The organism is Streptomyces sp. KL109B (assembly GCF_030766935.1).
Lineage (GTDB): Bacteria > Actinomycetota > Actinomycetes > Streptomycetales > Streptomycetaceae > Streptomyces.
On record NZ_JASERL010000001.1, the window covers coordinates 978,982 to 992,217 of the forward strand.

13 protein-coding genes and 1 pseudogene are annotated in these 13,236 nt (G+C 70.7%); 7 read left to right on the forward strand and 7 right to left on the reverse strand.

Features of this window, described 5'->3' with window-relative positions; all coding sequences use genetic code 11:
- Positions 1-15: 15 nt before the first annotated feature.
- Entirely contained in the window at positions 16-819 is an 804-nt protein-coding gene (locus tag RBJ65_RS04655) for an enoyl-CoA hydratase/isomerase family protein (protein WP_306317952.1), read from the reverse strand.
- Between the two features lie 320 nt (positions 820-1,139).
- Here RBJ65_RS04655 and RBJ65_RS04660 point away from each other — a divergent pair, with 320 nt between their 5' ends.
- Positions 1,140-1,307: a DUF3117 domain-containing protein gene (locus tag RBJ65_RS04660; RefSeq protein WP_266713770.1), complete on the forward strand. Its 168-nt coding sequence runs from the start codon at positions 1,140-1,142 to the stop codon at positions 1,305-1,307.
- 164 nt (positions 1,308-1,471) lie between these two features.
- Here RBJ65_RS04660 and RBJ65_RS04665 read toward each other — a convergent pair whose 3' ends face one another.
- Positions 1,472-2,170 carry an O-methyltransferase gene (locus RBJ65_RS04665; protein ID WP_306318020.1) on the reverse strand — a complete coding sequence of 233 codons (699 nt, stop codon included), beginning with the start codon at positions 2,168-2,170 and terminating at the stop codon, positions 1,472-1,474.
- Positions 2,171-2,326: 156 nt separating this feature from the next.
- On the opposite strand from RBJ65_RS04665, the gene sigE reads away from it, so the two are divergent.
- The 5 genes and pseudogenes from sigE to RBJ65_RS04690 all read left to right on the forward strand — a co-directional run bounded on the left by sigE (position 2,327) and on the right by RBJ65_RS04690 (position 7,105).
- Complete coding sequence (sigE, locus tag RBJ65_RS04670) at positions 2,327-3,103, forward strand: RNA polymerase sigma factor SigE (RefSeq protein WP_306317953.1); 777 nt, start codon at positions 2,327-2,329, stop codon at positions 3,101-3,103.
- Positions 3,100-4,089 carry an anti-sigma factor gene (locus RBJ65_RS04675; RefSeq protein WP_306317954.1) on the forward strand — a complete coding sequence of 330 codons (990 nt, stop codon included), beginning with the start codon at positions 3,100-3,102 and terminating at the stop codon, positions 4,087-4,089. Before sigE ends, RBJ65_RS04675 begins: the two co-directional genes overlap by 4 nt.
- A gap of 353 nt (positions 4,090-4,442) precedes the next feature.
- Positions 4,443-5,576, forward strand: a pseudogene (locus RBJ65_RS04680) (S1C family serine protease); the annotation flags it as partial.
- Positions 5,577-5,731: 155 nt separating this feature from the next.
- Entirely contained in the window at positions 5,732-6,211 is a 480-nt protein-coding gene (locus tag RBJ65_RS04685) for a sec-independent translocase (protein WP_306317956.1), read from the forward strand.
- A 228-nt stretch (positions 6,212-6,439) separates the two neighbouring features.
- On the forward strand, positions 6,440-7,105 hold the full coding sequence (locus tag RBJ65_RS04690) for a hypothetical protein (protein ID WP_306317957.1): 666 nt from the start codon (positions 6,440-6,442) through the stop codon (positions 7,103-7,105).
- A gap of 59 nt (positions 7,106-7,164) precedes the next feature.
- Here the strand turns inward: RBJ65_RS04690 and RBJ65_RS04695 are convergent, their stop codons facing one another.
- The 3 genes from RBJ65_RS04695 to RBJ65_RS04705 are packed head-to-tail and all read right to left on the reverse strand — an operon-like array spanning position 7,165 to position 10,233.
- A complete protein-coding gene (locus tag RBJ65_RS04695; RefSeq protein WP_306317958.1) occupies positions 7,165-8,298 on the reverse strand; it encodes an Mrp/NBP35 family ATP-binding protein in 1,134 nt (377 codons plus the stop codon).
- A 44-nt stretch (positions 8,299-8,342) separates the two neighbouring features.
- Positions 8,343-8,960: a DUF1003 domain-containing protein gene (locus RBJ65_RS04700; protein ID WP_372341220.1), complete on the reverse strand. Its 618-nt coding sequence runs from the start codon at positions 8,958-8,960 to the stop codon at positions 8,343-8,345.
- The gene (locus RBJ65_RS04705) at positions 8,950-10,233 is read right to left on the reverse strand and encodes a magnesium transporter MgtE N-terminal domain-containing protein (protein WP_306317959.1); all 1,284 of its coding nucleotides are present in this window, start codon (positions 10,231-10,233) and stop codon (positions 8,950-8,952) included. Before RBJ65_RS04705 ends, RBJ65_RS04700 begins: the two co-directional genes overlap by 11 nt.
- Positions 10,234-10,481: 248 nt before the next feature.
- Between RBJ65_RS04705 and RBJ65_RS04710 the strand changes: the two genes are divergently transcribed.
- Positions 10,482-11,180: a hypothetical protein gene (locus tag RBJ65_RS04710; RefSeq protein ID WP_306318022.1), complete on the forward strand. Its 699-nt coding sequence runs from the start codon at positions 10,482-10,484 to the stop codon at positions 11,178-11,180.
- Between the two features lie 188 nt (positions 11,181-11,368).
- Here RBJ65_RS04710 and RBJ65_RS04715 read toward each other — a convergent pair whose 3' ends face one another.
- On the reverse strand, positions 11,369-11,884 hold the full coding sequence (locus tag RBJ65_RS04715) for a hypothetical protein (RefSeq protein ID WP_306317960.1): 516 nt from the start codon (positions 11,882-11,884) through the stop codon (positions 11,369-11,371).
- 19 nt (positions 11,885-11,903) lie between these two features.
- Complete coding sequence (locus RBJ65_RS04720) at positions 11,904-13,043, reverse strand: magnesium and cobalt transport protein CorA (RefSeq protein WP_306317961.1); 1,140 nt, start codon at positions 13,041-13,043, stop codon at positions 11,904-11,906.
- Between the last annotated feature and the right edge of the window lie 193 nt (positions 13,044-13,236).

Consider the following 13,236-nt stretch of genomic DNA (forward strand, 5'->3'; position numbering starts at 1 on the left):
CCGGAAGCACGGCGGTCAGCGACCGAGATACTTCGGCTTCTCCTTCGCGATGAAGGCCTGAACCGCGATGGCGTGGTCCTCGGACGCGCCGGCCCGCGCCTGCAACTCGTCCTCCTTGTCGAGCGCCTCGTCGAGGGAGTGGTCGCCGGAGAAGGCGACGGCCTCCTTGAGCGCGGCGTAGGCGACGGTCGGGCCCTCGGCGAGCGTCCGCGCCAACTTCCCTGCCTCCTCGGCGAGTTCCGCCGCCGGCACGAGCCGGTTCACGATCCCGAGCTCGTACGCCTCCTGCGCCTTCACGGAGCGCGGGAAGAGCAGCAGGTCGGTCGCGCGGCCGGGGCCGATCAGGCGCGGCAGCGTCCAGGACACCCCGGAGTCGGCGGTCAGCGCCACGCCCGCGAACGAGGTGTTGAACGAGGAGCTGTCCGCCGCGATCCGGTAGTCGGCGCACAGCGCGAAACCGAAACCGGCGCCGGCCGCCACGCCGTTCACCGCCGCCACGACCGGCTTCTTCATCTGCGTCAGGGCCCGCACGATCGGGTTGTAGTGCTCCCGCACCGTGCTCATCGTGCGGCCCTCGCCGGACTCCCGGTCCGCCATCAGCGAGCCGACGTGCTCCTTGAGGTCCTGCCCCACGCAGAACGCCCGGTCGCCCGCGGCCGTGAGCAGCACCGCCCGCACCGTCTCGTCGGCGGCTGCCGCCTGTACCGCGTCGCGGAGGGCGACCTTGGCCTCGGTGTTCATCGCGTTCATCGCCTCGGGGCGGTTCAGCGTGATCGTCGCGAGCCCGTCGCTCACCTCGTAGAGCACGGTGTCGGCCATGGGACTCCTCCTATGCGGTCGCTCAGTCGTCCGTGCTCAGCATGACGGAGATCACGACCCAGGGAACGCCCCCGGCATGTGACCTGCGTCAAACAAATTCGTGCCGGGAAGGGTCCGAAGATGGCGCAGTATCGCAGTCCGCTCCCCGAATTGAGTGGTTTTGCTCAAGCGCGTTGCGCAAGCGATGCCGACCGATGTTGGTCATCGGGTCCCGCGATGCGGGATAATGGCCTGGAAGCAATGTGTTCGATGCCGGTGACGTGTGCCCACCCAGAGGGCCGTCGGCTGACGATGAGCTGGTTTCAGGAAGGGGAACGAGCATGGCGGCCATGAAGCCGCGAACGGGTGACGGCCCGCTCGAGGTGACCAAGGAGGGGCGGGGCATCGTCATGCGCGTTCCGCTCGAAGGCGGCGGTCGGCTCGTGGTCGAGCTGACGCCGGACGAGGCGTCTGCCCTCGGCGACGAACTGAAGAAGGTAGTGGGCTGACACCTTCCGCTTCCGCGCTCGCGCGGAAGCGACCATACCTTTTCGACTGCCTCGGCACACATCCGGTGCCGGGGCAGTCGTGTGCGTAAGGCCAGGTCGGGGGCGCGCCGGGGCGATCGGGCGGGGTCTCGGCGCTCGACGGAGCTTTGGCGGAGCGGGTGGATTCAGCGCTTGACGGCGCAGAGCAGTCCGTCGCCGACCGGCAGCACCGACGCCACCAGCTCCGGGCTCTCCCGCACCGCCCGCAGCAACTCGCGCAGCCGCACCACTTCCACCGGCTGCGGCCCCGAGTCGACGGTCCGCCCCTCGGCGAGTACTCCCTGGAAGACGACCAGGCCACCGGGCCGGAGCAGGCGCAACGATTCAGCGAGGTAGTCGAGGCACTCCATGTGATCGCCGTCACAGAACACGAGGTCGTAGCCGCTGTCCGCGAGCCGGGGCAGCACTTCCAGGGCGCGCCCCGGAATGAACCGGGCGCGGTTGCTGGCGAAGCCGGCCGCGCGGAACGCCTGGCGCGCGAACTGCTGCCGCTCCGGCTCCGGGTCGACCGTGGTGAGGACGCCGTCGGGCCGCATCCCGTGCAGCAGATGGATTCCGGACACGCCCGTGCCCGTACCGATCTCGGCGACGGCCTTCGCCCCTACCGTGGCAGCGAGCATCCCCAGCGTCGCGCCCGCGCCGGGGGACACCGGGTACAGCCCTGCCTCGCGGGCCCGGTCACGAGCCCAGCGAGTCGCGTCGTCCTCGGCGACAAAGGCGTCGGCGAACGCCCAACTCGTCTGCCGGTTGCCGGTAATGGCCCTCTCCCGTCCCCGTGGATGCCTGCGCGTGACTTTATCCGTTGGTGGCGGGAACTCGCAGATGGGACCGCACGTTTGAAGAGGCGGGGGAAAAGCGCAGGCTGGACACGGGGAGCAGCGGGGGTGAACGGGATGACGGCAGCGGTAGCGGCGCCGGTCCGGAGCCGACCGGCAAATCTGAGTAAAAACGCTTATCCGGAGCTAACGGGCGAGGTGGTTATGGTAGGTGCTCCACTGGACACCACCAGAGCCGACAGGGGAGGTGCGGCTGCGCCTGTGGATCGGGGAGGAGTGCTTCGGCGTCTTCTCAGGTCGGCGGGTGAGCCGAAATCCGTGACCAACACCGCTGACCGAATCCGCACCACTGACTCCGCGCAGACCGCGACCTTTGCCGCCGATGCGGAATCACAGGCGTGGACTCCCCCCAGCTGGGAGGAGATCGTCAGCACGCACAGTGGCCGCGTCTACCGCCTCGCGTACCGCCTGACCGGAAACCAGCACGACGCCGAGGACCTCACGCAGGAAGTCTTCGTCCGCGTCTTCCGTTCGCTGTCGACGTACACGCCCGGCACCTTCGAGGGCTGGCTGCACCGCATCACCACGAACCTGTTCCTCGACATGGTCCGCCGCAAGCAGCGCATCCGCTTCGACGCGCTCGGGGACGACGCCGCCGAGCGGCTGCCCAGCAGAGAACCCTCGCCGCAGCAGGTCTTCAACGACGCGCACTTCGACGCCGACGTGCAGCAGGCGCTCGACACCCTCGCGCCCGAGTTCCGCGCCGCCGTCGTCCTGTGCGACATCGAGGGACTCTCGTACGAGGAGATCGCCGCGACCCTGGGCGTGAAGCTGGGCACGGTCCGCAGCCGTATCCACCGAGGCCGCTCGCAGCTGCGCAAGGCGCTGCAGCACCGCTCGCCCGAGGCCCGCAAGGAGCGCCGCACGCTCGCGACCACAGGGGCGTTCCCTGTCCTCGGAGGAGGGGGCGCGACCGCGTGAGTGGATCACGTCTCAATCCTGCCGAACGCCAACAGACCGCGGCCGACGAACACCTGGGGGACAGGCTGGCCGCCCTGGTCGACGGCGAGTTGGACCACGACGCCCGGGAGCGCGTGCTCGCGCACCTGGCGACCTGTGCCAAATGCAAGGCCGAGGCCGACGCCCAGCGCCGCCTCAAGAGCGTCTTCGCGCAGGCGGCCCCGCCGCCGCCCTCCGAGAGCTTTCTCGCCCGCCTCCAGGGGCTGCCCGCGGGAGGTGACTCCGACGGTGGCTCCACACCGTTCGGGGGAGGCGGCTTCGGTGGCGGACGGCCCCTCGGCGGCGTCCGGGGCTTCGGGCAGGGCGTCTTCGACGTAGACGCCGAACCCTTCGGCTACGCACCGTCCGGCGCGCACACCGCCGTCCTGCCAAGCGACCAGCGCGGCTTCCGCATCCACGAAGTGGGCCGCCCGGACCGGCACGAGAGCGACCGGGCCTCGCGGTCCCGCCGCTTCGCGTTCGCCGCGGCCGGTGCGGTGTCGCTCGCCGCCATCGCGCTCGGCGGGGTCACGACCGCCGCGCCGATCGACAGTTCCGACGCGCGTGGTGGCGGCTCCGGCAGCAATGTCACGCCGCTGCGCAGCCAGCCCTCCGGGGCCGCGGCCGCCTCCGACACGCAGCGCCGCAGGTCCACCGCCTCGCTGCTCGGCCAGCGCGGGGGAGCCCTCGCGGCGCCCGTCTCGCCGACCGAGGCGGGGGCGCCGCTGCTGCCGGGTGGCGGGCACGCGGAGAGCGTCGACTACCCGTTCGCTACGCCGATGCTGGCACAGGCGGCGCGCATGTCGCCTCTCATACGCCCCGCCGCCTCCGCCGTCCCGGCCGCCGCCGTCTCGGTCGCACCGCGGCCGTCCGTCGCGCCCGCCGCCGAGGCGTCCTCCGGACCCGGGCTCGCCGCGGCCTCGGCGCCCTCGCCGACCGCGTCCTCGCGGCCTTCGTCCGTGCGCTGACACACACTGCGCCCGCGCCGTCGAACCTGGTTGAATCCGGGTGAGGCGGTGCGGCGGGTGTGGATCCGGTTCGCGCGCGTGGGAGTCGGCGGTGTGGTGCCGCGGGCCGGGCTTGGGGAGAGCGGCGGGACATGGACGAGGTGAATCCCACGGGGGGCTCCGCCGGGGGTGGGGTGTCGGAGCGGTCGACCGTCCCCACGCCACGGGGCTCCGCCCCGGACCCCGCTGCTCAATCGCCGCAGGGGCTTGATCAACCGGACCTTGATCGACCGGACCTTGATCGACCGGACTTCGATCAACCGGACCCCGCTGCTCAGGCGTCGCACGGACTTGAACCGCTCGACCGTCAACCCGGTCGTGGAGCGACCCGGAAGCGTGGGCTTGTGGTTGGGGCTGTGGTCATCGCGCTTGCCGCCGGAGGCATCGGTGGGGGGCTCGGGGCGTGGCTGGAGCGGGATGGGGTCGGGGCCCGGATCGAACTGCCGCAGGCCGGCGTCGAGTCCAAGCATCGCGAGCCGGGGAGCGTGGCCGGGATCGCGGCCAGCACCGTGCCCGGCGTCGTCACGATCCACACCGAGGGGTCCTCGGAGGAGGGCACCGGCACCGGCTTCGTACTCGACGGGCGCGGGCACATCCTCACGAACAACCACGTCGTCTCCCCGGCGGACTCCGACGGCTCGGCGGACGGTGAGATATCGGTCACTTTCGCCAGCGGCCAGAGCGTCAACGCCAAGCTGGTCGGGCGCGACAGCGGTTACGACCTCGCCGTCATCGAGGTCGACGGCGTCCGCGGCCTGCGCCCCCTGCCCCTCGGCAACTCCGAGAACGTACAGGTCGGCGACCCCGTCGTAGCCGTCGGCGCCCCCTACGACCTGGCGAACACGGTCACCTCCGGCATCATCAGCGCCAAGCAGCGCCCCATCACGGCGGGCGGCGAGAAGGGCGACGGCAGCGACGTCAGCTATGTCGACGCGCTGCAGACCGACGCACCCATCAACCCCGGCAACTCCGGCGGCCCCCTGGTCGACTCCAAGGCGCGCGTCATCGGCATCAACAGCGCGATCCGGTCCGCGAAAGGCGCGGGCTCGGAGCTGACCGAGGGGCAGTCCGGCTCCATCGGCCTCGGCTTCGCCATCCCCGTCAACCAGGCGAAACGCGTCGCGGAGCAGCTGATCAACAACGGCCGGGCGACGCATCCGGTGATCGGCGTCACGCTCGACATGGACTACTCCGGCGACGGCGCCCGCGTCGGCACGAAGGGCAACGGCGGCGGCCCCGCCGTCAGCCCGGGCGGCCCGGGCGCCAAGGCGGGGATCGGACCCGGCGACGTAATCACCGAGGTCGACGGCGTCCGCGTGCACTCCGGCGAGGAGCTGATCGTCAAGATCCGCACCCATCAGCCCCAGGACGAACTGGTCCTTACGCTCGAACGGGGCGGAGAGCAGCGGAAGGTGTCACTGGTGCTCGGTTCGGCCGGTGGCGACTGAGCGGGAGACGGGAACGACGGGAACCTGGACGTACCCCGGTGGCTACCGGACGGACAGGTGGGCCGGGTACCGTGGAGCGGGTCCGCTGCCGGACCCTGCCGAAGACCTGCTGCTGATTGACCGACCGCGGGCCGAGGACACGCTAGGAGAGCAAGGTGTTCAACGACATTGGCCCACTGGAGGTCGTGACGCTCGTCGTGCTGGCCGTGCTCGTGTTCGGCCCCGACAAGCTCCCGAAGGTCATCCAGGACGTCTCGCGCACCATCCGTAAGATCCGGCAGTTCTCGGACAGCGCGAAGCAGGACATCCGCGATGAACTCGGCCCCGAGTTCAAGGACTTCGAGTTCGAGGACCTGAACCCCAAGACGTTCATCCGCAAGCAGCTGGACAGCGACGAGCTGGGGCTCAAGGAGATCCGCAACGGCTTCGACCTGAAGAAGGAGATGGCCGAGGTCTCCGAGGCGGCGCACACCGTCGGTGACCTGGAGGAATCCGGCTCGTCCTCCGGCTCTTCCGGCGCCCGCGTGGACATGAGCAAGAGCGCGGAGCCCGCGGAGCCCGCGAAGGTCGACATGCGGAAGTCCGAGAAGCCGGCCGCCGTCGAGCCGCCGCCCTTCGACGTCGACGCGACCTGAACCGACGCGACTTGCGTCGATGCGACTGAATCGATGCGCCCGAACCGGCGCGTACGCGGGCGAACATGACCCGAATCGCTCCGAACGCGACCTGAACCACACCTGACGAAACCGGGCCTCCTGGACCCGGTGTGGCATCCTGCCTTGTTGTTGCGCGGACCGGACGTGAGAACGCCCGAGGGGGGCGGGCCGCTCCGGTCCGAACTGAGCGAGGAGGCGGCCGGGTACATGGAGACGACGAGTCGGGTGGGCGCGCAGGCGCCGGCCACCGAGGGGGCCGGCGAGGCTTCCGCGGCCCGGCGCACGGTCGACGGCTACCTGCTGGCGCCCTTCCCGTGGTACGGCCTCGACGAGGCCTTCACGGGACCGCGTTGGCTGATGCAGGTCGGCACCACGGCGGACGAGTCCGTCGAGCACGGTTCGATCGGGCACGGTGACGAGCCCTCCGTACGCAGCGAGCTCACGGAGGACACCGAGCGGTTCGCGGTCGTCGTGACCGTCGCCGCCAATCCGGTACGGCGCACCGCCGACGGCACCGGCGTCCTGGAGGCCACATCCGTCTCCTCGGCGGCCTGGCTCGCCGGCGTAGGACTGCTCTCGTACACCTGGCCCGTGCAGATGGACCACACGCTGCGCGACGACTGGCTGGAGCAGCAGACCGAGACGGCGTGGGTGCTCGCCGACGACCTCGACTCCGAGGACTGGGCGACGCTGACGCTGCCGGTGGACGGGGTGCCGACCCCGTTCCACTACCGGGAGTCCGAGTACGGCTGGGTGCTCGCCGGCTCCACGCAGGCCGGGGTGCACCTGGGCGCGTACGGGCGCGGCATGAGCGCGTACGGGCTCGGATTCTCCGTCGTGAAGGACATCGCGGCGCTGGAAGCGGACGCGTAACGAAGAACGGTGGGCCGCCCGAGGAGGGCGGCCCACCGTTGTGCGTGCTCGGAGCGCGCTCAGAATTTGTTGCGCGGCGTGATCCCCAGCGACATGCCCGACAGGCCCCGCTGGCGCCCGCCGAGCTTCTCCGCGATGTCGCGCAGCGCCGAGCCCGCGGCGGAGTCCGGGTCGGTCAGGACGACCGGCTTGCCCTCGTCGCCGCCCTCGCGCAGGCGTACGTCGATGGGGATGGAGCCGAGCACCGGGACCTCCGCACCCGTGGTCCTCGTGAGGCCCTCGGCGACCAGCTTGCCGCCGCCCGTGCCGAACACGTCGACCATCTCGCCGCAGTGCGGGCACGGCAGCCCGGACATGTTCTCGACGACGCCGACGATCTTCTGGTGGGTCTGCACGGCGATCGAACCGGCCCGCTCGGCGACCTCGGCGGCGGCCTGCTGCGGCGTCGTGACGACCAGGATCTCCGCGTTCGGGACCAGTTGGGCGATGGAGATGGCGATGTCGCCTGTGCCGGGCGGCAGGTCCAGGAGCAGCACGTCCAGGTCGCCCCAGAACACGTCCGCGAGGAACTGCTGGAGCGCGCGGTGCAGCATCGGGCCGCGCCACACGACCGGCGCGTTGCCCGGCGTGAACATGCCGATCGAGATGACCTTCACGCCGTTCGCCGACGGCGGCATGATCATGTCCTCGACCTGGGTCGGCTTGCCGTCGGCGCCGAGCATGCGCGGGACGCTGTGACCGTAGATGTCCGCGTCGACGACGCCGACCTTCAGGCCGTCCGCCGCCATCGCGGCCGCCAGGTTCACCGTCACCGAGGACTTGCCGACGCCGCCCTTGCCGGAGGCCACCGCGTACACGCGGGTCAGCGAGCCGGGCTTGGCGAACGGGACCTCGCGCTCGGCGGTGCCGCCGCGCAGCGCGGTCGCCAGCTCCTTGCGCTGCTCGTCGCTCATCACGTCGAGGGTGACGTCGACCCGGGTCACGCCCTCGACGGCGGCGACGGCGTCCCGCACGTTGTTCTCGATCGTGGACCGCATCGGGCAGCCGGACACGGTCAGATACACGGTGACCGCGACGACTCCGTCCGCACCGATGTCCACCGATTTGACCATCCCCAATTCGGTGATGGGACGGTGGATCTCGGGGTCGTTCACTGTCGCGAGTGCCTCGCGCACCGCGTCTTCCGTAGCCATGCACCCGAGTCTACGGCGGGGTAACCCGCACCCGGAAAGCCCTGTCAGCGGTCGTCTACGTCACGTCCCCGCTCGCGCTCCGCGGGGAATACGGAGCCGTGCGCGCCGGAGTGCCGCTGCTCCTCCAACTCCTTGAGAAGGTCCTGCAGCTCGGAGCGGATCCAGTCGCGCGTCGCGACCTCGCCGAGCCCGATCCGCAGGGCCGCCACCTCGCGGCTCAGATACTCGGTGTCGGCGATGGAACGCTCGTTCTGCTTGCGGTCCTGTTCGAGATTGACCCGGTCCCGGTCGTCCTGCCGGTTCTGCGCGAGCAGGATCAGCGGGGCGGCGTACGAGGCCTGGAGCGACAGCATCAGCGTCAGGAAGATGAACGGGTACTCGTCGAAGCGCAGCTCGGCCGGCGCGAGGATGTTCCACAGCACCCACACGATGATGATCACCGTCATCCAGACGATGAACCGGCCCGTCCCCAGGAAGCGCGCGATCCGCTCGGAGAGCCGGCCGAAGGCCTCCGGATCGTAATCGGGCAGCAGTTTGCGGCGGGGGGCGCGCGGCTGGTCGAGCCGGATGCGCGGCCGCCGCGGAGCCTCACGATCCCGCTCCCGCTCCCGCTCCCGGTCGCGGTCGCGGTCGCGGTCGCGTTCTCGTTCCTCAGTCGGCACGGTTCACCTCCCCGGCCAGGTGGAACTCCTGCTCGCGCCAGTCCTCGGGCAGCATGTGGTCCAGGACGTCGTCCACGGTCACCGCGCCGAGCAGCGAGCCGCTGTCGTCGACGACGGGCGCGGCCACCATGTCGTACGTCGCGAAGAACCCGGCGATCTCCGGCAGCCCGGCCGCCGGGGTCAGGGCCTGCAGATCCTCGTCGAGGATCGAGCCGACCATCGTGTACGGCGGGTCCCGCAGCAGTCGTTGGAAGTGGATCGTGCCGAGGTACTTGCCGGTCGGGGTCTCGTCCGGCGGCCTGCACACGTACACCTGCGCGGCGAGCGCGGGGGACAGGTCGGGATTGCGGATGCGGGCGAGGGCGTCGGCGACGGTCGAGTCGGGGCGCAGCACGATCGGCTCGGTCGTCATCAGGCCGCCCGCGGTCCGGTCCTCGTACGCCATCAGGCGCCGCACGTCGGCCGCCTCGCTGGGCTTCATCAGATCCAGCAGGCGTTCCTTGTCGTCCTCGGGGAGCTCGCCGAGGAGGTCGGCGGCGTCGTCCGGGTCCATCTCCTCCAGGACGTCGGCGGCGCGCTCCTCCTTCAGCTTGCCGAGCACCTCGACCTGGTCGTCCTCCGGGAGTTCCTCCAGGACGTCGGCGAGACGTTCGTTGCTGAGCGCCGCGGCGACCTCGGTGCGGCGCTTGGGGGAGAGGTGGTGCAGCACGTTGGCGAGGTCGGCGGGGCGCATCTGCTCGAAGGTGGCGAGCAGGCTCTCGGCGCCCTGCCCGTGCTCCTCCAGGTTGAAGCCGTCGACGCCCGACCAGTCGACCGTGAACGTCTCGCCCTTGGCGCGCCGGAACGCGCCGCGCTTGCCGGAGTCCTTCCGTACGAAGACGCGGTCGATCTCCCAGTCGCGGCGCGCGGGCAACTGCTGGATGGAGACGTCGAGGACGGTGACCTCCTCGCCGGTCTCGACGAGCCGTACGCGCCGGTCGAGCATCTCGCCGAGGACGAGGCGCTCGGTGGGCCGCTGCTCGAACCGCCGGACGTTCAGCACGCCCGTCGTGATCACCTGACCCGATTCGATCCCGGTGACGCGGGTCATCGGCAGGAAGATGCGGCGCCGCGTGGACAGCTCGACGACGAGCCCGAGCAGCCGGGGCGGTCTGCGGCTCACGCGCAGCATCGCGACCAGGTCGCGTACGCGCCCCACCTGGTCACCGTTCGGGTCGAAGACGGCGATTCCGGAGAGGTGCGACACGAAGACACGGGGAGCGCCTCCAGCCATACGCCCACACGCCTCCTTCGCCCGCTTCCGCCGTCCAAATCCCTTATGTAACCAATTCGTCGTTCAGGCTAGCCGCTCCCCGCTTACCGCGCCTTTGCTCGGCGACCACCGGGCCTGGACGGGGCACCGCAGATCGCGGGGGTACGCTGCCGTACCTGATCCCGCCCCGCTGCCGTACGAGAGGTAGTCCGCCCGTGACCCTGCGCCCCCTCAACCGCCGTACCCGCAGGACACTCGTGGTGGGCGTGATGTGCACGGGACTCGCGGTGGGGCTCGCGGCGTGCGGCGAGGAGGACCCGGACGCGGGCACGAACGGGGTCGGCAAACTGGCCCCGGCGAAGATCCAGTCCCGTACGGTGCAGGCGGCGCGCGGCGCGGACACGGTGCACGTCGCCGGCACGGTGGTCAGCGGCAAGAAGACGTACAAGCTGGACATGCGGCTGAACGCCAAGGGCGGCACCGGTTCGGTGTCCACGGGCGGCAGCACGTTCCGGCTGCTGCGGGTCGACGACCACCTGTACCTCAAGGCGAGCGCCGACTTCTGGACGCACTCGGACGACGACAAGGGGCAGCACGGGGCGGGCAACGCCGCGCAGAAGCTCGACGGCAAGTATGTGAAGGTCCCCAAGGGCGACCCGGCCTTCCAGCAGCTCAGCACGTTCACCGACAAGACCGTGCTGCTCGACGGCCTGCTCACGCTGCACGGCACGCTCGCGAAGGGCGAACGCGGCACCTCGTCCGGCGTCCGCACGATCGAGCTCACCGGCGACAAGGGGGCCGGTGGCACGCTCGACGTGTCCCTGGAGGGCGGCGCCTACCCCATGCGCCTGGAACGCGCGGGCGGTGCGGGCTCCCTCCAACTCAGCGACTGGGGCGAAACGTTCGCACTCCGCGAACCGTCCCCCACGGACACGGTCGACTACGGCCGGTCCCTCCCGGGTTCGTAGCGCTCGTCCCTGGGGGCTCAGCCCCCAGCCCCCCGGTCCTCAATCGCCGGACGGGCTTGATTGTGGCCACTCAAGCCCCTGCGGACCGGTTCGGCACATGAAGCCCCGCCGGCACTTGAGGCGCGGTTCCGGTAAATCAAGCCTCGCCGGCGTTTGAGGCGCGGGGTCCGGGGCGGAGCCCCGAGGCGTCAACCACGCTTACGGCGAGCCAAGAGTTTCGGGAGACCCGCCGGGACGGGGTTGCGCGTGGTCGCCGGCGACCCCACCGGCGGCGCCGCCAACGACCCGTCCGACACCGGCTCCGCACCCCCACCCACCGGCTCAAGCCTCAGCACCCGACACTCCCGGGCCCACCGCTCCAGCATCGTCTCCGCGTCGGGCGCGTTCAGCCGCTTCCCCTTCAACTCGCCCACCACCCCCTCGTACGCCTCCGTACCAGGCACCAGCTCAACCACCTTCGCCCGCCACCCGACAAGCCGCCCACCCTTGTCCTTGCTGCGCACGGTCACCACGGCCGACCCCCCGTCGACCAGATCCGGCAGCGGCTGCTCGCCCGGCCCGTCGCCGACCAGGCACGCCGCCCCCTCGTGCCACACATGCCACAGCGCCCGCTCCACACCCCGGTCCCCGCGGACCCAGACAAGCCCGGACTTCTTCGTGGCCTCCTCGACGAGGGCGGCATCGAGCAGTTCAGCAGTCGTCATACGGAAAGCGTAGCCACAGCTACAGCCACCCGTTGCGCTTCAACGTCCGGTGGATCGCGAAGCAGACCCCGCCGATGAGCGCGAGCACCATCGGATACCCGTACCGCCAGTGCAGCTCCGGCATGTGCTTGAAGTTCATGCCGTACACCCCGCACACCATGGTCGGTACGGCGATGATCGCCGCCCACGAGGTGATCTTGCGCATGTCCTCGTTCTGGGCGACGGAGGCCTGCGCCAGATTGGCCTGGAGGATCGAGTTCAGCAGCTCGTCGAAGCCGATGACCTGCTCCTGTACGCGCTCCAGGTGGTCGGCGACGTCCCGGAAGTACTTCTGGATGTCCGGGTCGATCAGCCGCATGGGCCGCTCGCTGAGCAGCTGCAGCGGCCGCCGCAGCGGCGCGACGGCCCGCTTGAACTCCAGTACCTCGCGCTTGAGTTGGTAGATCCGCCCGGCGTCGGACCCGCGCGGCGAACCCTTGCCGGGCTGCGAGAAGACCTCGGTCTCGACCTCGTCGATGTCGTCCTGCATCGCGTCGGCCACGGCCAGGTACCCGTCGACGACGTGGTCCGCGATGGCGTGCAGCACGGCGCTCGGGCCCTTGGCGAGCAGCTCCGGGTCGTCCTGCAGCCGGTGCCGCAGCGCGCGCAGCGAGCCCTGCCCGCCGTGCCGGACGGTGATGAAGAAGTCCCGGCCGGTGAAGCACATGACCTCGCCGGTCTCCACGACCTCGCTGGTGGCGGTGAGTTCGGCGTGCTCGACGTAGTGGATGGTCTTGAAGACGGTGAACAGCGTGTCGTCGTAGCGCTCCAGCTTGGGCCGCTGGTGGGCGTGGACGGCGTCCTCGACGGCGAGCGGGTGCAGGCCGAACTCGCGGGCGATACCGGCGAATTCCTCCTCGGTCGGCTCGTGCAGGCCGATCCAGGCGAAGCCGCCGTCGCGCCGCACCTGCGTCTTCGCCGTGCCGGGCGTGAGGCACCCCGAGGGCGCGTCGGACGCGACGCGGACTCCGTCGCGGTACACGGCGCAGTCCACGACGGCCGAGCAGGCGGCCGCGTCGCGCGTGAAGTCGTACGAGGACCGGGACTCGTTGGCGTACGGGGCGACGCTCTTGCGCAGCGAGGGACGGACGGCGGCTCGCAGGTCGCGCATCATCGACATGGGCAGGCTCCTTCGCGGGCGGGAGTCGCCGCGCGTCGGGTGGAACCACCCGGAATGAGGACGTCCTGGCCAACCGGAAACCGGGACATGCTGCACGTCCACAAAGCGGGAAGCACCGCACCGACGCTGGGCGGCTTCGCTGACTGATTCAGATCGCGACGGCCGAGGCGGCCATCGATGAGATCAGGGGAAA